Below are 19,141 nucleotides of genomic sequence, written 5' to 3'. Positions count from 1 at the left end.
GAGGGGGCGCCGGTGTGATGGCGGTCTTCGGTGACGGCGGCCTCCCGGCCGGGGGCGGCTCCCCGTGACTCATCCGTGCCCCCGGCCCGGCACCCGTCCCCGCTCCCGCCTCGCCGGCGCCCCCCGTCTCAAGCGGAGCCCCCCGTCTCCCCGGCGCGCAGGACCGCCTCCAGCAGCCGGCCGGTGTCCTCGGGCAGGATCTGCTCCGCCTTGGCGGCGAGGGCCGCCGGGGTGGCGCCGAGGCGTTCGATGCGGCGGTGGATGTCGCGGCGGACGGCGTCCAGGGTGCCCGGGGCCTTGTCGGCGACGGTGGACAGGGCCGCGTGCCAGGCCGTGAGGGCGAGGGCGACGCCCCGGACGCCGAGGGGGTCGTACGTGACGGCCACCTCGCGCACGCCGACCGTCTCGTCCCAGTGGTCGGTGCGCACGTACCGCTGGTCGTAGCCGGTCACCACCTGCCGTTTCTTCTTCTTGTAGCCGACGAGGACCTCCTCGCTGATCCAGCGCTCGGTGACGAACCCCTCGCCGCCCAGCCAGTTGCCGATGCCGTCCAGGAACTCGTCGAAGTCGCCGGGCGAGACCTTCACCTTGCGGCGGCGCGTCTCGTAGACCGGCCGGCTGTAGTCGGTCTCCTTGACCCAGTCGTAGCGCGGCACGTCCTCGTAGACGTCCTTCGAGCGCCGTTCGATGATCGGCTCGGTGGCCACCTTCCGCAGGCCGGCGAGCTCCTTGGCGGTGAGGGCCTCGAAGCGCCTCAGCCAGGGGCCGTGGTTGCGGCCGCCCCCGCCCGCGAGGCGGTCCGCGTACTCCACCAGCCGCCGGGCGGCCGCCACCGGCACCTCGCCGGCCGTGGCGTCCGACGCGGGCGTGACCGCCGCGACCTGCGCGGCGAACCGGACCACGGCCTGCTGCACCTCCCGGCGGTACAGCCGCGGCGCCCGTTCATGCTGGTAGGTGACGATCTCGGTCAGCGCGGCGTTCCCGCCGAGGCAGTCGCGGGCCGCCGACAGCAGCCCCGCCAGCCCCGCCCCGGACCGGCAGTCCATGGGCACGATCCGCGAGGTGTCCAGCCGCCGGCCCGCCTCCTGGTGCCAGCGCGCCAGGGCGGCGTGCGCGTCCTCCAGGTTCTGCGGGGTGGCGAGCCGCCGGCCGGCCCCGTCGTGGAAGAGGTTCAGCACGAACAGGACGCGCTCACTGCCGATCGCGCCCAGCAGGTCCACGATGTACGGCTCCTCGGCCCGTCCGACGCCCCGGTGCGGGGCGCAGAGGTACAGCACGAGGTCGGGGCGGAGCAGGCCGGGCGGCAGACCGGCGGCCGGGTGGGTGTCGTCGGCGACCTGCCGGCGCTCCTCGTACCGCAGGACCCGCAGCGCGTCCACGGTCGGCCACTGCGGTGCCTGCGGCAGGCCCAGCGCCAGCCGGTTGAAGTTCTCCAGCCGGTCGTCGCCGGCCACGCCGGGCAGGTCGACGTAGGTGAGCCCGCGGGGGAAGCGGAGGACGTGGGCGGCGTCGGTGCAGTCCTGGAAGCCGGTCGAGCGCAGCAGGTCGTCGGAGCCGACCAGGAGGTTGCCGAGCGTGGACTTGCCGCTGCCGGTCCGGCCGGTGGCCACCAGCCGGGGCAGCCGGCCCGCGGTGGTGGGGCGGGCCGTGCCCAGCCGCTTCTGGATGAGGGCGGCGCGCACGTCGCCGAGGGACGGCTCGTCGAGGGTGAGCAGCGTCTGCCCCCTCGTGCCGGCGCTCATGACGTGGCGAGGAGACGGTCGAGCAGCACGGCGATCTCCTCCTCCGCGTCGTGGCCCTCGCGCAGCAGCTTCGACAACTGCGGCTCGGCCCGGTCCAGGACGATCGCGATCCGCTGCCGCTCCCGTTCCACGTAGGTGTCGATGCCGTCCCGTCCGTCCTCGGCGACGCAGTACGCCTCCACGCCCGTCCCGACCGACAGCAGCAGCTCGATCACCGGGAGGCCGCCCTTGAGCGCCTTGGTGCCGATGACGCGCTCGGTGACGTCCACGACCTCCTCGACGGTGGCGAGCACCTTCTCCTGGTAGCCGACGACCTTCTGGCGGATCTCGGTGACCGGGACCTCGACCTCCTCCTGGACGGTGCTGGTGGTCCGGTGCACGGAGTTGCGCCGGGCCCGTTCGCGCAGCGCGTCGTGCTTGTCCCAGCCGCCGCCGCCGAGGGCGTTGTCGATCTGGTCGACGGTGGCCTTCGCGTGCTCCTTCAGCGTGTTCAGGAAGCCCTTGCCGGTGACCTGCTCGACCTCGCGGGTGATCTTCTTCTTCTCCTTGCGGGTCGTCTCGACGAGGTCGAACTTCGGTTCCTTGGTGACGATGTCCCGCTTGCGGGTCGTGAGGTCCTTGGTGATGACCTTCTCGGACTGCTTCTCCCGGACCGACCGCGCCTCACGGTCGACCAGTTCCGCGAGCGCGTCCCGGAGGGCGGCCGCCGCGGCCCCGGCCTCGAAGGTGAGCACCCCGAACTGGCTGACGCCCTTGGCGGCGACCGCCACCAGGTCCTGGTTCCCGGCCTGCTGGTCCACGGTGTTGAGCGCCAGCCGGGCCGCGATCCGGTTGACCGTACGGCGGTAGTGCAGGCTGCGTTCCCGGCGGGCGTGCTCCTTGAGGTCGCCGTCCAGGACGGCCTGCATGCCGCCGAGCTTCTCCGGGGCGATCACCTGGCACAGCGCCCGGGTGAGGTCGTGGACGCCCGTGCCGCTCAGGGCGTCGAACTGGACGAACCGGGGCTCGACCGAGGCACCGAAGACGTCCTGGTACACCGACGTGATCTGCCGGCGCACGTTCAGCACGTCGACGTCCCGCGTGACGCCCTCCCACGTGTTGAGGGCGACGACGACCTTGTCGCCGTACCGCTCCAGCATGTCCCTGAGGTAGTCCTGGTCGGGACGGAGGAACAGGCGCTGGGGCACCACGAGGTAGACGATGACGTCCGGCGGGTACTTCTCGCCGAACTCCCGGTCGCGGTCGGCCGCCGCCACCTCCGTGCGCAGCACGCCGACCACCTTCTCGCCCTCCAGGGAGGCGTCCGTGAAGTCGAGCAGTTCGAACGACTCCGCCTTCCTGCCCCGGATCTGTTCGAGGCCGAGGGCGAGCCGGGCGAAGTTCTCGTACTGCTCGTCGCCGCCCGCGCCGGGGGTGTCGAAGTACCACAGGTCGCTGCGGAGCCTGAGCATGCCGATGTAGTCGGTGCAGTCCTGGTAGCCGGTCGAGCGCATCGCCCGCTCGCCGAACAGGAGGTTGCCGAGGGAGGTCTTGCCGGCGCCGGTCTGGCCCACGGCGAACTGGAAGACCGGCAGGCCGAACAGCCGGTCGTGGGACTGGATCTCCTCCACCACGCCGCGGCCTTCGAGGTCGCCGAGCGTCACGGCCCGCAGCAGTCCGGGCCGGTCCTGGAAGAGGGCCCTGAGCAGTTCGAGCGTGGTGTCCGGCGAGGGCCGCCGGGTGGTGTCGTTGCTCTGTGTTTCTGCCATGCCCCGACCTCACCCCCGCTGCCGCTTCCGACGACACCACCCCGGTGCTTCCCCGTGCTTCCTTGTGCTTCCCGCCGCTTCCGTGCGCTTCCCCGCCGCTTCCCGGGCGGGCCCGGCCGGGTGGGCCCGGACGTCGGTTGGGCCCGGACATCGCGTGGGGCCGGACATCGCGTGGGGCCGGTCACGGGGCGGCCCCGGGCGGGCGGCGGTCGTAGGCGGTGAGGGCGGTGAAGTCGCCCGCGCTGAGCCAGTCCTGGCCGTCCGTGTCGACGGGACAGCCCGCCAGCCGCAGCCGGCTCGCGACCTTGGCGCGGAAGCCGGGCGCCCCCGACATCTGGACGAAGTTGCGCCCACCGAGGTCGCTCACCGGCCGCTGGTCGCCGGCGACCACGATGACCGTCCGGTCGGGGTGGGTCACCAGGGCCATGCCCAGTTCGAGCAGCACGTTCGGACGGGCCTGCAACGACCAGCGGGCCTCGTGCGCCGCCTCCTGCGTCTCGTGCAGGTCGGGGTGGAGCCGGACGACGTCCTCGGGGGTCATCAGCACCACCACGGCCTGGGTGTACGGCATCGCCCGCGCGATCACCTCGCCCAGGAACGGGGACGCGCTGCCGGTGAGGGCGACCAGGTCCTCCCATTCGAGCGGGCACAGGCCGAGCGCGCGCAGGAAGACGAAGAACGCGTCGCGGGCCGGGGCGTCCCGGCCGTGCACGACGAAGACGTTGCGGGACCGGTCGCCGCCGGGCGGGCCGCCGGGTTCGCCGCCGGGTCCGCCGCCGGGTCCCGAGAGGGGCGCGGCGGGCCCGAACGCGGGGGCCACAGGCCCGGGGACCGGGGTGGCTGCCGGTTCGGCCGTCGCTCCGGTCTCCGTGACGCGGTCTGGGGTGGCGCCGTCTGCGGTGGCACCCTCTGCGGTGGCGCGGTCCGTCGTGACGGCGTCCGTCGTGGGGTCGTCCGTCGTGGCGCGGTCCGTCGCGAGGCCGCCTGCCGTGAGGCCGTCTGTCGTGGCGCCGGCCGTCGTGGCGTGGTCCGGCACGGCTCCCGGTGGGGGTGCGGGCGGGGGTGCGGGCGGGGGCGTCGCGGGCCCGGGGGCCGGGGAGGGGTGGGCCGCGGCCAGATCCCCGGCGCCGTCGGCGGCGAGGGTGAGGTACGCCAGGTCGTCGTCGAGGCGTTCCAGGAAGGAGCGGGCGAGGTCGGCGTCGTCGGCGAACGGAGTGCCGAGGGCGGCCGGCCGGGGCAGGCCGACGGCCCGGCGCAGGTTGTCGGCGGCGATGTCCACGGTACGGCGCAGGGCCCGCAGGTCGTTGAGGAAGAGCAGCGAGTCGAGCCGGCGCAGCCGCAGCAGTTCGGCCGTCGCGCGGTCGCCGGCGCCGAGCCGGCGCAGTTCCGCACCCAGCGTCTCCAGGGCCGTCCGCAGCTCCCGGGCCTGGTTGTCGCGCTGCCACACCCGCAGCTGGTAGCGGAGTTTGGCGGCGTGCAGCAGATAGCGGGCGAACGGGGGCAGCGCGGTGTCGCCCCGGGACCACAGCCAGGCGCTCGCCGCCCGGTCGGCGTCGGGGGCGACGGCCACCAGGAAGCGGCGCAGGGCGCGTTCGTCGGTGTCGTCCCCGGTCTCCCACAGGGCCAGGCCGCTGGTGTGGGGGGTGCCGCGCCGCCAGGCGGGGGAGGCGCGGACCGCCTCGGCGGGCAGCAGGCGGTGCAGCCGTGCGTACAGGGGCGCGGCGCAGGTACGGACCTCTTCGGCGGAGGAGACGCGCGCCAGGTAGAGGCGGGCCTGGCCCAGCAGGTGCGGGGCGTGCGGGTCGATGAGGGCGGACCACGCGCGGTTGGGGGCCCGCCAGCGCTCGCCCTCCTCGCCCCACGCGGTGCCGGTGGGCCCGGTGAGCCCGGTGGGCCGGTCGGACGCCAGGGACACCGACAGGTTGAGGACGTCCTGGTGGAGGCGGAGGACGGCCTGGCAGTCCGTGCCGGGGCGTTCCTGCGCGGCCAGCGCCCGCTCCGCGCCGAGCGGCAGCGCGCCGAGGTCGGCCGGCGGCACGGGGGGCAGTCCGGTCCCCGCGATCGGTTCGGTCATGCCGAAGAGCAGGCGGCAGCCGTTCCACAGGGCGTGCAGGGCGCGGTGGGCGGCGGGCGCGCCGGGTCCCTCGGCGGGGGCGTAGAGGTGGACGACCAGGTGCTGGTCGAGGAGTCCGGCGGGCCCGGTCACGGACGTCCGCCGGCCCGCTGCCCGCCGCGCGGGCCGTCGTCCGGCGGACGGCCGTCCTCGTCCGGTGTCCCGCCGGGGCCGCCCGACAGGGTGTGGAGGAGACGGTTCAGGCGCTCCCGGACCGGCGGCGGTGCCGGTGCGGGGACGGATTCCCCGGGGGAGCCGCGGTGCGGGTCACCGATGCGGGTGATGCGGACGGGCCCGGCCAGCCCCAGGTCCACGGTGGCCTGGTCGAAGCGGTCCGCGTCGCCCGAGCGCAGGGCGCCCGCGGCCGTGTCGAGGAGGCCGGCCAGCCGCTCCCACCGGTCGGGCGGCAGCCGCCACAGCCGTACGTCCCGCAGGACCACGAGGGCCGCCTCGCGCAGCTCCGGCGGCAGCTCACGCGTCGGCTCAGGCACCGCCTCACGCGTCGCGTCACGCGTCGGCTCAGGCACCGCCTCACGCGTCGGCTCACTCATCGGCGTACCGCCCGGTGCCGTCGAGGCGCTCCACGAACCGTGCGACGTCCCAGATGCGGATCCGTTCCAGGGACGAGGTGCGGACGACGATGCGCAGTTCGGGCGCGACGGGGGTGCTGCGCGACGCCCGCAGGAAGGTCTCGATGATCATTCGCATGGACTCCTCGTCGCCGAGCCCGTCGATCCGGGCGAGCCGGGAGCCGACGAGCGGGACGGCCACCGGCTTGTACAGGCCGTGCACGGTCACCGACTCCCACAGCCGGTCCAGCGCGGCACGCAGCTGGTCCTTCGTGCCGCGGGTGACGAGGTCGTTGCCCTGCCGGCAGTAGACGGTGGCGAAGATCCGTCTGCCGGGCAGCGGCAGCGGGACGACCGTGCCGACCGGGTAGCGCACGCGTTTGCCGCGCGGCTTGTCGCGGACGTTCTCCACCCCGGCGGGGGTCACCCCGCGCAGGGCCTTGCGCAGCTGGCGGTCCAGGTCCTCGCGGCTGCCGCCGTACACCCGGTGCAGCAACTGGCCCTGGACGCTGTCCCGGCTGATGACGACGTCCTCGTCGGTCGAGGTGTCGAAGGTGTCGCCGAACCCGACGACGGCATTGGCGTCGTCCTGGTCGAACAGGTCGCCCCGCTTGACCACGATCGTGGTCCGCAGCGGCCGGATCTCGTGGCGCAGCACCTCGTCGCCGTGCCGGGCCCGCAGGCTCTCCCGCAGGGCGCGCAGCGTGCGGGCGGCCTCCGGGTCGCCGGGCGCCTCCCCGGCCAGTGACTCGGCGATCGGCAGGGCCAGGTGCAGTTGCCCCAACTCGGCGTGCACGCGGACCAGTTCGCGGCGGGCCGTGTCGTACAGGTCGGTGAGCCTGCGGACCAGCGGCCGGGCGAAGGGGGAGGTGGCCACCTCCTCGAACGGGGTGCCCCGCCACAGGTGCAGCGCCTCGTTCAGCATCGCCGCCGCGTGGCCGGGCGCCGCGTGGGCGGCCTGGTTCACCAGCCGTTCGAACTCCAGACGGTCCAACTGGTCCCGGTCCAGCACGAGCCGGTACGCCGACACCGGGTCCCGCCCGGTGAGGGACTGCTCGGTGCGCAACAGGCCGGCCCGGTCGCCGGGTGGTCCGGCCGCCATGGCGCGGCGCAGCTCGTGGACCCGCTTCTGCACCTCCGTGCGGTGCAGGCGGGTGATGCGCAGCCCGGGCGGGGCTCCCCACAGTTCCTCGTAGAGCCGCCCGGCGGGAATGGTGTCGCCGTCGGCGGCGACGAGACGCAGCAGGAGTTTCACCGCCTGCGGCGAGAGGCGGACGCGCGCACCGTCGAGTTCGAGACACGCGGAGCCGAGGACCTTCACACGAATGCGCACCACGTGGTCTCCAGGTGGCCGGTCTGCCTGCCCGTCCCCCAGACGCGGGCAGGGACGGAAGTCTATAACCTGCCAATGGCATAAATGAGGGTCCTTCGGTGGATCGATCGACAGAACGTGCGTTCCCGTCACAAGAGACGCAGCCGTCACTCCTCGTCGGAGCACCCACGTCAGCACGGCTCGCGCCACACCCCGAGTTCCGGCTTCTTCCGCATCGACGACAGCCCCAGCCGTCGCGCCTCGGGGCAGAAGGAGGCCGACGGCTCGGCGTACTCCACGTGGAAGACCGCCTTGCCGGCCTCGATGAACGGGGTGAGCCGCCCGCACTCGTCGTACTGCGCGCACTCCTCGTTGACCGCGAAGTCGAAGTCGGCCAGCAGCTGCGGGATCTGGGGGAGGTCGTTCTTCAGGCCCACCGCCATCCCCCGCTCGTGGGCGAGAGCGGCGATCATGCGGTTGTAGCGGAGCTGGTCGCCGGCGGTGAGCGGGAAACCGGTGTCGTCGCCGTAGCCCTCCACCAGGTCGGGCTCGACCGCGTCGAAGCCCTTGTCGCGGCACATGTCGAAGCGCCGTTCCATGAGGGGGCGCAGCACGGAGATCCGCCGGATGTCCAGCCAGCGCTCGCCCTCCCAGCCGTTGGGCCCGCCGAGCACCGAGCGGGGGAACGCGTCGGCGTCGGGCCGGAAGTCCTCCCAGGCGCCCACGTTGACGTAGCAGATGACCTTGCGCCCGTCGCGGTGCAGACGGGCGACGTCGGCCGCGGAGTTCTCGAAGCCGTCGATGTCGTAGACGGGCACGTCGGCCGACGGGTCGACCGCGCCGTCGAGCTGCCACTGCCAGGCCAGGCCGGGGCGCGGCTGCCAGCGGGCCTGCGCCGTGCCGCGCCCGTCGGCGGACCGGCGCGGGCCGTCGGGGCCGTCCGGACCGTCCGGGCCGGAACAGCCGGTCAGCGTCCAGGCCGCGAGCGCGGCCAGCAGCGTCACGTACGCCAGTGCCCTGCTTCTCATCGCCCCGTTCCTCATCGTTCCGTCCCCTTCCGTTCCGTCCCGTCCCGTTCCGTCCCGTTCAGTGCGGGCGTCAACGTGGCCCAGGGGTTGGGGAGGTGCCCCGTCACGGGCCCGCAGACCGCCGCGCCCCGCTGGTGCGCGGTGCGCACGGCGAGCGGGACGAGCGCCCGCGGGACCCCGTAGACCAGGTGGCACAGCCGGCCGGGCGGGTGGCGGGCGGTCCACGCCGGCCGGCTGAACGCCGAGACGTACGTCGACCAGGGCCCCTCGAAGGTGACGGTCAGGTCGGCGAGGCGGGCGTACCCGGGCGCCGGGTGCACCCCCGGGTTCAGCACGACCGTACCGGCCCCGAGCCGGCGCACCGCCCGCACCAGCCGGCGGCACGCGGGCAGCCCCTCGGCCGTCGCCGTGACCCGGTCGAGGAAGCAGCCGTCGGCCGCGTACCACTCCCGGTGCCGGCGGACGTCCTCGCTCACCTCGGCCCGGCCGCGCACCCCGTAGTCGGTGTCGACGTAGCCCAGCAGCCGCCCCCCGGCCGCCCGCAGCGCCGCGGCCGCCGCGGTGAACGCCGGGTCGGGGCGCTCGCCCGGCCCGTTCGCCGGGTTGAGGACGACGCCGTAGGTGTCCGGGGCGGCGGTGATCAGCCGGTGCCAGGCGCCCGGGTCGTCGGCCGGGTGGACGTAGAGCGGGACCAGCAGGCTCAACGGTCGCCTTCCCACAGGGCGGCCAGCGCCTCCTCCAGGGTGTGCGCGGGCCGCCAGCCGAGGGCCGCCTCGGCGGCGGAGATGTCGGAGCACTGCCACGACACCTCCGCCGACCGGGCCGAGCCCGCCGGCCCCCCGGCGTCCTCCTCGATCCGGCCCCGGAACCCGGCCCGCCGGGCCAGGCCGTGGACCAGCTCGCGCACCGGGACGGCCCGGCCCCCGCCGACGTTGAGGACCGGCGGCAGCGGACCCGGCGCGGTGGCCGCGAGGGCGACGGCCCGCGCCACGTCCCGTACGTCGACGAAGTCGCGGTACGCGGACAGGTCCCCGAGCCGCAGCACCGCGTCCGGGTCCGGCCCGGCGGCCCGCAGCAGCCGCCGGGTCCGCCCGGGCAGGCCGGTGGGCGGCGCCCCCGGCCCCACCGGGTTGCCCACCCGCAGCACCACCGCGTCCAGGCCGGACGCGGTCACCGCGGCCGTGCCGGCGAGCTTGGTCGCGCCGTACGGTCCGGCCGGCCGGGTGGCCGCCGACTCCGTCACCGCGAGGCCGGGCGCGCCGGGGCCGTACTCGGCGGCCGAGCCCAGGTGGACCAGGCGGGCCGCGGGAGCCGCCTCGCGCAGTGCGGCACACAGCACCGCGGGCCCGCGGGCGTTGACCTCCGCGAGGGTGACGGCGTCGCCGCCGGTCGCCCCCGCGCAGTTGACGACGGCGTCGGGGGCCGCCGACGCCAGCGCCTTCGCCAGCCGCGCGGGGCCGACGGTGGCGAGGTCGACGGGGAACGCGGCGGCGGACGAGCGGCCGGCGCCGAGGACCGTCACACCCGGCAGGGCGCTCAGCCGCCCGGCGACGTGGGCGCCCAGATAGCCGGTGTGACCGAGGACGAGGATGCGCATGCGGTGCTCAGGCTCCCTTGAGCAGAAGCGACTTGCGGGTGGTGAACTCGGCGTTGGCCCGGTCGTAGTCGTCCGGGCGGCCGATGTCCAGCCAGTAGCCGTCGAACTCGTAGGCCTGCGGCGGTCTGCGGTCCCGCAACAGGTCGAGGACCAGCTCGTCGAAGCCGAGCGGCAGCCCCGGCGTGTACCCCTCCAGCGTCGCGCGGGACAGGCCGTAGACGCCCATCGAGACCCGGTAGTCCATGCTCGGCTTCTCGGTGAACGCGACGACCTTGCTGTCGTCGGTGGTCAGCACCCCGAAGTCGATGCTCACGGTGCGGGCGTACGTGGCGATGGTCAGCGGCGCGCCCGACTCCCGGTGCCGGCGCAGCACGTCGGCGTAGTCGAGGTCGGTGAGGACGTCGCCGTTCATCACCAGGAACGTCTCCGGCAGCCGGTCGCGCAGGTTCAGCAGCGGGCCCATGGTGCCCAGCGGGCTCTCCTCGGTGGCGTAGTCGACGGCCATGCCCCACTGGGAGCCGTCGCCGACGTAGGCCCGGATGATCTCGCCGAGGTGCCCGATGGCGAGGGTGCAGCTGGTGAAGCCCGCCGAGGCGAGCTGGCGCAGCACGATCTCCAGGATGGCGTGCTGGTCGCCGATGGGCACGAGCGGCTTGGGCAGCGCGGTGGTGTACGGGCGCAGCCGGACGCCCTTGCCTCCCGCCAGGATCACTGCGTGCATGGGGCTCCTCCTTCGTGGATGTGCTTCGGACGGACCGGATCCAGGGGACGGACCGGATGGACCGGATGGACCGGATGGACAGGACGGGGGTCAGATGGGGGTCAGATGTTGTAGATGCCGGTCTTGTAGCGGGCCAGGTTGGCCGGGTCGTGGAAGAACTCCACCGTGCGGGCGAGCCCGTCCTCCAGGGTGTGGGCGGGCTGCCAGCCGGTGGCGGCGGCCAGCCGGCTCGCGTCCGCGACCAGCCGCATCACCTCGGAGTTCGCGGGCCGGATGCGGGTGGCGTCCTCCCGCACGTCGAGGGCGGTGTCCATCACCTTGCCGATCAGCGCGACCAGGTCCCCCACGGAGATCTCGCCACCGGTACCGGCGTTGAAGGTGCGCCCGACGACCCGCTCCGCGGGCGCGGTGCCCACCGCGAGGAACGCCCGCGCGGTGTCCTCGACGAAGGTGAAGTCACGGGTGGGACGCAGGTCGCCCAGGGTGATCGTGCGCTCCCCGGCGGCGACCTGGCCGATGACGGTGGGGATGACCGCCCGCATCGACTGGCGCGGCCCGAAGGTGTTGAACGGCCGCAGCGTCACCACCGGCGTGCCGAAGCTGGCGTGGTAGCTGTCGGCCAGCCGGTCCCCGCCCGCCTTGGACGCGGCGTACGGCGACTGGGTGTTGATCGGGTGGTCCTCGGTGATCGGCACGGTCCGCGCGGTGCCGTACGTCTCGCTCGTGGACGTGTGCACCAGCCGGGGCGTGCCGAGGGCACGGACCGCCTCCAGGACGTTGAGGGTGCCGGTGACGTTGGTGTCCACATAACTGTGCGGCGCCTGGTAGGAGTACGGGATCGCGATCAGCGCGGCCAGGTGGTAGGCGGTGTCGGCGCCGTCGAGCAGCCCGCGGACCGAGCCGGGGTCGCGGACGTCGCCGAGGACGACCTCCACCTGGTCCAGGACGTCCGGGTGCAGCGTCTCCAGCCAGCCGTAGGAGGAGAAGGAGTTGTACTGGGCCATGGCCCTGACCCGGTGGCCGGAGGCGACCAGCGCCTCGGTGAGATGGGAGCCGATGAAACCCTCGGCTCCGGTGACGGCGGCGAGCGGTGCGGAGGTCAACGCGGTGGTCCTTTCGGTCGGTGGAGGGGAGGAGCGGGGTGGCGGTGCGGGGTGAAGGCCGGGGCGGTGGTGCGGGGTCGGGCCCGGAGGGGCAGGGGCAGGGGCTGGGCGGTGCGGATCGGTGCGGCGGCTGTGGGGGTTGGGGCTGTGGCTGTGGCTGTCGTGCTTGGGGCTGTGGCTGTGGCTGTGGCTGTGGCTGTGGCTGCGGTGCGGGGCCGGGCGGGGCGGGTGGTCTCAGGCGTGCGCGGCCGGGCGGCCCAGCAGCCGCAGCGCGCACGCCGCCAGACACAGCGCCGCGGCACCGCAGCCGAGCGGGAGCACGGCCGGACCCGGTGGGAGGTGCAGGAGGACGACCGCCCCGGCACCGCCCGCCGCCGTGAGACAGATGGCGGCCGACGGCCAGGCCACCCCGAACGCCTGGAGCAGCAACGCGGTCCACAGGGCCGCCGCCAGGGGCAGTACGACGGCGGGTTCGGCGCCGGTGAGCAGGGCCGCAGGCAGCAACGGCAGGAGGTAGGCGGTCAGGCACAGGCCGAGGACGCCGGCCGAACGCAGCCGGAACCCCGCCGGGGTGGCGGCGGCGCGCAGCGCGGCCACCGACAGCCCCCGGTAGCGGTACAGCAGCCACTCCGCCGGCCCCATGCTCACCGTCAGCACGATCACCGCGTACGGCTCCCGCTCTCCCGCCAGCAGCACCAGCACCCCCGCCGCCAGCCCGAACAGGCCGTACGGCAGGGACCGCAGCACGGGCGGCCGGCCGGCGCCGGGCACGGCGGGCGCGGCGAGCGAGGCCCGCAGGGCGTGGCCGGTGACGGCGAGCACGGCGAGCAGCGCCAGCAGCGGGAGCCCCGCCCGCAGCCACGGGCCCGGCTCCGCCCAGGGCAGCACGGCGGCACCGGCGACCAGGGGAGCGAGCGCGGCCGCCAGCAGCCGTTCCCGGCCCAGGACGAGCAGCACGCCCGCCGCCGCGAGGTACGCCGACTGCGCGGCCGCCACCAGGGTCACCGGCCCGCCCCCGGCGGGCAGCGCGGCGGCCGCCGTGGCGATGACGGCCCCCACCGGCGCGCCCACCAGGAGGGTGCGGCCCGCCTCCCGCGGCCCGGTCGCCCTCCGCAGATGGGCGCGGTGGCCCAGCGCCTGCCCCCACGCCCAGGACACCAGCCCCGCCACGACGAGCACGGCGGTGTGCCGGCCGGCGTCCCACAGCGGCGCCGTGAGCAGGTAGGCGAGGCCCGGCAGCGCGAACAGCACGCCCCGCAGCAGACAGCGCACGGTGTCCGGGCGCCACGGGTCGGCCGCCGGCGGGGGATCGGGGAACGTGCGCGGCACCCGCTCGTACAGCGCGGCGGCGAGCGAGAACAGGTCCGGGTGGCCGTACCGCTCCTTGATCACCGAGCCCGGCAGGCCCTCCGCCTCCAGCAGCGCGGCCACCTCGTAGGGGTGGACGGCGGGCCCGATGCGGTCGGAGAGTTCGGCGGCGAGGGCGCTGACCGCCTCCTCGTCCGGTCCGGTGCCCGGCAACCGGATGGCGAGCGTGGTGTCGTCCAGGGCCCAGCGCGGGCGGCGGCGCGGCGGGCGCGGCGGGCGGGTCCCGGCGAGGCGGAGCGCGAGCGTGTCCTGTTCGGCGCCGCCCGGTTCGAGGGAGATCGGGCCGCTCATCCGGCGAGGCTCCCCGTGACCGTCGGGACCGCGCGCTCGACGCGGACGGCGCCCGCCGTCACGCCCCGCCCCACCGTGGGCAGCTCCTGGTAGATGGACCGGAAGGTGTCGACGGTCTGCCGCAGGGTGAACTGCTCGATCACCCGCAGCCGCGCCGCCTCGCCCATCGTCCGCCGCCGTCCCGGGTCGGCGAGCAGGTCCAGCGCCGCCGCGGCCATCGCCGCCGGGTCGCGCGGCGGGACCACCAGCCCGGTGTCGCCGACGGCCTCCCGCACCCCGCCCACGTCGGTGGAGACGGTCGCCCGGCCGCACGACATGGCCTCGATGAGGGTGAACGGGAACCCCTCGCTGATGCTGGAGAGCATCACGACGCTGCCGGCCGCGTAGGCGTCCTTGATGTCGTCGACGCGGCCCTCGAAGGTGACGGCGTCCGCGTGACCCAGCTCGGCGGCCAGCGCCTCGCACCGCTCCCGGTAGGCCTCACCGCCGCGCGGTGTCCCGCCGAACAGCCGCAGCCGGGCCTCGGGACGACGGGCCCGGACGAGGGAGAAGGCGCGGATCAGGGTCTCCAGGTCCTTGATCGGGTCGACCCGGCCGGCCCAGCTGAGGGTGGGCGCCTCCGGCTCGGGCCCGGCCGGCGGGAACGCGGCGGGGTCCACGCCGTTGTAGACCGTGCGGATCGACTCCGGGGCGGCGCCGCCCTGCTCCTCCCACAGCCGGTTGTAGCGGTTGCCGGGAGTGATCAGGGCGGCCCTGCGGTACGTCTCCTCGGCCAGCAGCCGGAAGAAGCCGAGGACGACCGCCTTCACCGGCCAGCGGTAGGGGGCGGTGCGGTAGCCGAGGTAGCGCTCGCGCAGGTAGACGCCGTGCTCGGTCAGCAGCAGGGGGACGCCGTGCCGTTCGAGGGCGGCGAGGCCCGGCAGGACGGCGACCCCGCCGCTGACCGCGTGGGCGACCCCGGTCTCCGGCGGCGGCGCCGCCAGCGGGCGCAGCGCGTGCTCCAGCAGGGCGGTCGCGGTCAGCGCGTCGTGCACGGTCGGCAGGGCCTCGCGGGCCGCGATCCCGGGCCGGTTCCAGACGGCGGTCAGCAGGGCGACCGCCCGGTCGCCGCGCAGGAAGGCGCTGAGCCCGCCGTCGGCGGCCGACCGCGCCATCGTGTACAGGGCGGGCGCGAAGCCGCCCTCGGCGCGCGGGTCGAGGAGCGCGGTGAGGAACTCCTCGTAGGCGGCGGCGAGCCGGTCACGCGGGCGGCCGCGGGGCGGGCGGCCCTCGGGCGGAGCGCCCCACATCGGGACGGAGAGCACGCGTGAGACGTGCGCGGGCAGCTCCCACACCACGGGTTCGCGGCCCGTGCCGGTGACCGCGACGACGTCGAAGCCGACGTCGGGCATGCCCTGCACGAGCTGGTCGCACCAGACGCTCACGCCGCCGTGACTGTGCGGGTAGGTGCCTTCGGTGAGCAGGGTGACGCGCGTTGCGCCGGGGCGTCGCGCGCCGTGGGGATCGTGCATCGGTGTGCTCCACGGCCGAGGTGTGGGGTGGTCCGCGCCGGGCCGGTCGCCCGACGGCGGGTCGGCTCCCGGGGGAACCGTTTCGCCTGTGGTGGTCCCGGCCTGGGTGGAGAGCGGCCGGAACCGGTGGATCGGAGGGTGTGCCGAGGGTTGGTCCGACGCCGGTCCGACGCCTCTCCGACGCCGGTCCGCCGGTCGGTCCGGCGGCTGTCCGACGGCCGGTCCTACGGTCGGTCCCACGGTCGGTCCGTAGACCGGTCCGAGGGCCGGGGCCGTCGGCGGACGCGGGGGCCGGTCCGCGGAACGGTTCGCGGTCCGGTCCGCCGGCGGGGTCCGTGAGCCGGCGGACCGCGGACGGTCCGTGGGCCGGTGCGTCGGCGGGGCCGGTGGACCGATCGGCGGACGGGCTCGCGGGCCGGTTGGCCGGCGGGTCCGTGAGCCGGTCTGCCCACGATCCCTGGCCTGGTCCGTAGCGCTGGTCTGCCGACCGGTCCGAGCCCGGTCTGCCGACCGGTCCGAGCCCGGTCTGCCGACCGGTCCGAGCCAGGTCGGCCCGGTCCGTAGCCCGTTCCGTCGCCCGGTCTGCCGACCGGTCCGGGCTCGGTCCGTCCACCGGTCTGTAGCCCGGCCGGTCCGTCCACCGGTCTGTAGCCCGGCCGGTCCGCCCACCGGTCCGTAGCCCGGCCGGCAGACCGGCCCGCGGACCGGCTGCCGACGGAGAGCCGACCGGCTGCGCGACCGGCTGCGCGACCGGCCGTGGACCGGGCTCGGATCGGTGGGCGGACCGGTGGGCGGACCGGCCGTGGGTGGACGGGCGTCCGCCCCGACCGGCCGCCCCGCCGGCTCCCGGACGCGCCCGGGAGCCGGCGGGGGAGGCCTCAGTCGCGCGTGGTGTACGGCACCTGCCGGGTCACGCCCGCCGGGACGCGGGTGTCCGGCGCGGGTGCGGTGACCTCGGCGGACGCGGTGGTGGCGGCGGACGTGGTGGCGGCGGCCGGTTCGTCGGCGGCATCGGCGGCGGCCGGGAGGGCGAACGTGAGCGGGGTGCCGCCGGCCGGCGTCCACCCGGACACCGCGCCCGCGTAGGCGTCCCCGAAGGCGGCGCCCGCCAGGGTCGTGCCGGTGGGCAGGGTCGCGGTGAGCGCGAGCCCGTCCGGGGCCTCCACGGTCACGGTGTCGCCGATGCGGTAGGCGGTCACCTGCCCGGCCTCCAGGGCGGCCCGCCAGGCGGCCCGGCGCTGGAGCTCGACGCCGATGTCCTTCATCCGCAGGTTCACCACGGGGGTGTCGTCGGCGAACAGCGCCGCGTAGCCGTCGAGGACGCCGTCGAGCACCGGGTAGGCGATCCGGTCCTCGGCCAGGTTCGACTGGTGGATGAAGTGCGGCTTCGGGTCGTTGGCGAGGACGTGGCCGAGGGCGATCCGGGTCTCCAGCGGCACGATGTGCTCGGTGTAGCCGGTGGCCGGGTCGAGCGGGGCCGAAAGACAGGTCGTGGTGGCCGGGTTGTCCTCGCAGATGCCGCTGCCGCCCTGGGCACGGCTGGTGTAGATCCAGTTGTACTCGTCGACCTGCTCGGCGGCGCGCCCCGCGTTGTAGAAGACGTTCACCGGGTAGCGCGGCACGGTGGTGGCGGCGCCCACCGCGCGCTGGTCGGGCTCACGGGAGTTGTCCGAGCCGAGCCAGGCGACGCCGTTGTCGGCGAGGGCGAGCGCCAGGTTGGGGTTGTCCTCGGTCTGCTGCGGCAGCACCTTCATGCCGGAGTGCTCTCCGGTGACCAGCTCGTCGTCCTCCAGCGGCAGTCCGGCCGTCTCGCCCCAGACCCGGTTGGTGGCGATCTCGTCGGAGATCTCGGCGCGGCTCACCCACTGGACGGCTCCGCCGGCGTCGGTGGCGCACCGCCAGGGCACGACCGTGGTGTCCTGCACACAGCCGAGGAACGCGTGCGTGTAGGTGTGGTTGATCCAGCGGAACTGATCGCGGTCGGCGACCAGTTCGTCGGCGAGCAGGTCGACGCCGCCGTTGTCCTCCCGGTGGTCGACGCTGCCGGCGCCGTTGTAGGCGAAGTCGAGGGTGAAGCCGTGCTCGTTCTGCCAGGAGACGGCGTGGTCGACGTCCTGGGGGGTCATCCGGATCGGGTCGGGGGTGGCGTTCGGGTCGGTGCAGTCGACGTCGCCGGGCGTGCAGTTGAGGGTCGTGTTCCAGCGGTCGTCGGCGGCGAACACGTCGTCGACGTGCACGGCGAAGTAGTTCCGCGAGGCGCCCAGGTGCACGCCCTGCGTCGCCCACTCGACGATGCCGCGGGCGAGCAGCCGGAACTGCTGCTGGTACTGGTTGTAGACGAAGGTGACGACCAGCTCGCGCCGCCCGTCGTGCCGGTACTCGCCCACCAGCGAGCCCCGCGTCGTCCCGCCGGGGACCGGGGCGTCCACGTACGAGGTGAAGTCGGCGCCGGTCGCGGGCGTCGACAGGTAGGCGTAACTCTCGCCCACGGCCGGGTCGTTGTCCTCGAAGGGCACCGCCCCGTCGAGATAGCCGAACGGGCCCGCCTTCCCGGCGGCCGTGACCGACGCCTCCGTCCCGTCGAGGCTGCCGGAGTAGCCGCCGTACACCGGGTACTGCAAACCCGCTTCCGGACGCGCGTAGGTGTAGGCGTCGACCTGGGGCACGGCGTACGTCCGCTCGTAGTCCGCGAGCGCCGTCATCTCGGCGGAACCGGCCGCGAACGGGTTGTCGTTGGGCAGCACGACCGCCTGGAACCTGGCCCGCGGCCGGCCGTCCACCGTGTCCGCGAGGAACCCGGCGTCGATCACGGTTCGGTCGGACCGGGTCAGGTCGATCTCGGTGTACGGCGTTCCCGCCGCGTCGAGTTCCGCCGCGATCGCGTCGGTCGACGGGCCGCCGTCGCTCACCACCAGCACCCGCAGGTCGACGCGGGGTGCGGTGGTGTCGGCGTGGGCCGCGCCGGCCGGCAGGCCCAGCGCGGCGATGAGTACGCCCGCCGTCAGCACGGCGGTGCGTATGGTCCGCTTCATGCGGTGAAGTCCCCCTCCCGGGCAGGGGTGGGCACGGCTCCTGCGGAGCGGACGCACCCCCTTGCGCGACGCCGGCGTCCCCCTCAGAAGCCGGTCGTCGACGCATCCGTCGCGTCACATAGTGATGTCTGTGTGTAGCTTTTGTGGTCATGCCGCGAAACATGACGGAAAAGCGCAGGTGTCCTTCAGTGCTTTTCCGGATCGCAGTTGAGCGTTCGGTCGCCCGTCGGGGCGAGGGGTGTGCGACGGGCGCGAGTGGTTCGTGCGCAGGTCCGGGCCGTGTGCGGTGCTCCGGCGGGTCGGTCGGGCCCGCCGGGCGCGGTGCCGGTGGTCCACACCGCGACGCGTGACTGGTCGCAGGCTGTTTTCGAGTCACCACGGGCCTTGCCGGGTGGGGCGCCGTCGGCCCGGACCCCGTCAGGCCGTCAGGCGCAGAGCACGCGGGTCTCGGGGGTGTACACCGGACCGCCGCTGACGCTCGTGGTGTCGCTGAACTCGGCGTAGAAGTACGAGTAGAAGCCGACGTTGCCGTTGCAGCCGGAGTCGGCGGCGATCTGGAGCGTCAGCGTCACGGTGCGGCTCTGGCCGGGCGGGACGGTGGTGCCGTAGTTGGCGCCGAGGTCGGCGGGCCCGGTCCCGGAGCAGGGGGTGGAGCCGGCGGCCGTGGCCAGGGCGCAGCCGGTGAAGGAGTACTTCAGGTCGGGGCGCTGGGTGGTCAGCCACGTGGGGTCGATCGTCTGGTACACGAACCAGATGTCGTAGGTCTTGTTGTTGGTGAGCGTCATCGACAGGTTCACCGTGCCGCCGGGCGTGGTGGTCGCGGTGTCGGTGGCGAACGTCAGCTCGGCCGGCGCGGGGTCCGCGCTCGCGCTGGGGGCCAGACCGAACACGGCCAGTACGAGGGCGAGGACGGCGCTGAGGCCGAGGCGTCTCATCAGTGGTGATCGCATGGGCCGGGAGGCTAGGCAGGCGGTGAGTCCGCCGTCTGCACCGCGGGTTGCCTCCG

14 protein-coding genes are annotated in these 19,141 nt (G+C 74.8%); all 14 read right to left on the bottom strand.

From position 1 onward, the window contains the following. Positions 1-128: 128 nt before the first annotated feature. The 14 genes from ACZ3KJ_RS32845 to ACZ3KJ_RS32780 all read right to left on the bottom strand — a co-directional run bounded on the left by ACZ3KJ_RS32845 (position 129) and on the right by ACZ3KJ_RS32780 (position 19,085). On the bottom strand, positions 129-1,742 hold the full coding sequence (locus tag ACZ3KJ_RS32845; protein WP_467532356.1) for a GTPase family protein: 1,614 nt from the start codon (positions 1,740-1,742) through the stop codon (positions 129-131). Further along, positions 1,739-3,490 (bottom strand): GTPase family protein, encoded by a 1,752-nt coding sequence (locus ACZ3KJ_RS32840; protein ID WP_467532354.1) that lies wholly within the window; start codon positions 3,488-3,490, stop codon positions 1,739-1,741. Before ACZ3KJ_RS32840 ends, ACZ3KJ_RS32845 begins: the two co-directional genes overlap by 4 nt. A 181-nt stretch (positions 3,491-3,671) precedes the next feature. Continuing rightward, positions 3,672-5,696, bottom strand: coding sequence for a CATRA conflict system CASPASE/TPR repeat-associated protein (locus ACZ3KJ_RS32835; protein ID WP_467532352.1), 2,025 nt, complete (start codon positions 5,694-5,696; stop codon positions 3,672-3,674). Beyond that, positions 5,693-6,094: a CATRA system-associated protein gene (locus ACZ3KJ_RS32830; RefSeq protein ID WP_467532350.1), complete on the bottom strand. Its 402-nt coding sequence runs from the start codon at positions 6,092-6,094 to the stop codon at positions 5,693-5,695. Before ACZ3KJ_RS32830 ends, ACZ3KJ_RS32835 begins: the two co-directional genes overlap by 4 nt. Positions 6,095-6,146: 52 nt before the next feature. Next, positions 6,147-7,508: a macro domain-containing protein gene (locus tag ACZ3KJ_RS32825; RefSeq protein WP_467532348.1), complete on the bottom strand. Its 1,362-nt coding sequence runs from the start codon at positions 7,506-7,508 to the stop codon at positions 6,147-6,149. A gap of 167 nt (positions 7,509-7,675) precedes the next feature. Next, positions 7,676-8,512 (bottom strand): endo alpha-1,4 polygalactosaminidase, encoded by an 837-nt coding sequence (locus ACZ3KJ_RS32820; RefSeq protein WP_467532346.1) that lies wholly within the window; start codon positions 8,510-8,512, stop codon positions 7,676-7,678. Positions 8,513-8,523: 11 nt separating this feature from the next. Next, positions 8,524-9,216 carry a spherulation-specific family 4 protein gene (locus tag ACZ3KJ_RS32815; RefSeq protein ID WP_467532345.1) on the bottom strand — a complete coding sequence of 231 codons (693 nt, stop codon included), beginning with the start codon at positions 9,214-9,216 and terminating at the stop codon, positions 8,524-8,526. Then, on the bottom strand, positions 9,213-10,109 hold the full coding sequence (locus tag ACZ3KJ_RS32810; protein WP_467532343.1) for an NAD-dependent epimerase/dehydratase family protein: 897 nt from the start codon (positions 10,107-10,109) through the stop codon (positions 9,213-9,215). Before ACZ3KJ_RS32810 ends, ACZ3KJ_RS32815 begins: the two co-directional genes overlap by 4 nt. Positions 10,110-10,116: 7 nt before the next feature. Further along, complete coding sequence (locus ACZ3KJ_RS32805; protein WP_401694299.1) at positions 10,117-10,830, bottom strand: nucleotidyltransferase family protein; 714 nt, start codon at positions 10,828-10,830, stop codon at positions 10,117-10,119. Positions 10,831-10,931: 101 nt separating this feature from the next. Continuing rightward, positions 10,932-11,933 carry a GDP-mannose 4,6-dehydratase gene (locus ACZ3KJ_RS32800; RefSeq protein WP_467532341.1) on the bottom strand — a complete coding sequence of 334 codons (1,002 nt, stop codon included), beginning with the start codon at positions 11,931-11,933 and terminating at the stop codon, positions 10,932-10,934. 234 nt (positions 11,934-12,167) lie between these two features. After that, a complete protein-coding gene (locus ACZ3KJ_RS32795; RefSeq protein ID WP_467532340.1) occupies positions 12,168-13,592 on the bottom strand; it encodes a hypothetical protein in 1,425 nt (474 codons plus the stop codon). Beyond that, positions 13,589-15,103: a GT4 family glycosyltransferase PelF gene (gene pelF / locus ACZ3KJ_RS32790; protein ID WP_467532338.1), complete on the bottom strand. Its 1,515-nt coding sequence runs from the start codon at positions 15,101-15,103 to the stop codon at positions 13,589-13,591. The genes ACZ3KJ_RS32795 and pelF overlap by 4 nt, the downstream gene beginning before the upstream one ends. 878 nt (positions 15,104-15,981) lie before the next feature. Beyond that, positions 15,982-18,135 carry a hypothetical protein gene (locus tag ACZ3KJ_RS32785; RefSeq protein WP_467532336.1) on the bottom strand — a complete coding sequence of 718 codons (2,154 nt, stop codon included), beginning with the start codon at positions 18,133-18,135 and terminating at the stop codon, positions 15,982-15,984. 425 nt (positions 18,136-18,560) lie between these two features. Further along, positions 18,561-19,085, bottom strand: a complete 525-nt coding sequence (locus tag ACZ3KJ_RS32780) for a hypothetical protein (protein ID WP_467532334.1) — start codon at positions 19,083-19,085, stop codon at positions 18,561-18,563. Positions 19,086-19,141: the final 56 nt, after the last annotated feature.

Source organism: Streptomyces sp. NPDC003248, assembly GCF_055563235.1.
The sequence above is the reverse complement of the archived record's forward strand: the minus strand, read 5'-3'. Positions and strand labels throughout refer to the sequence as shown.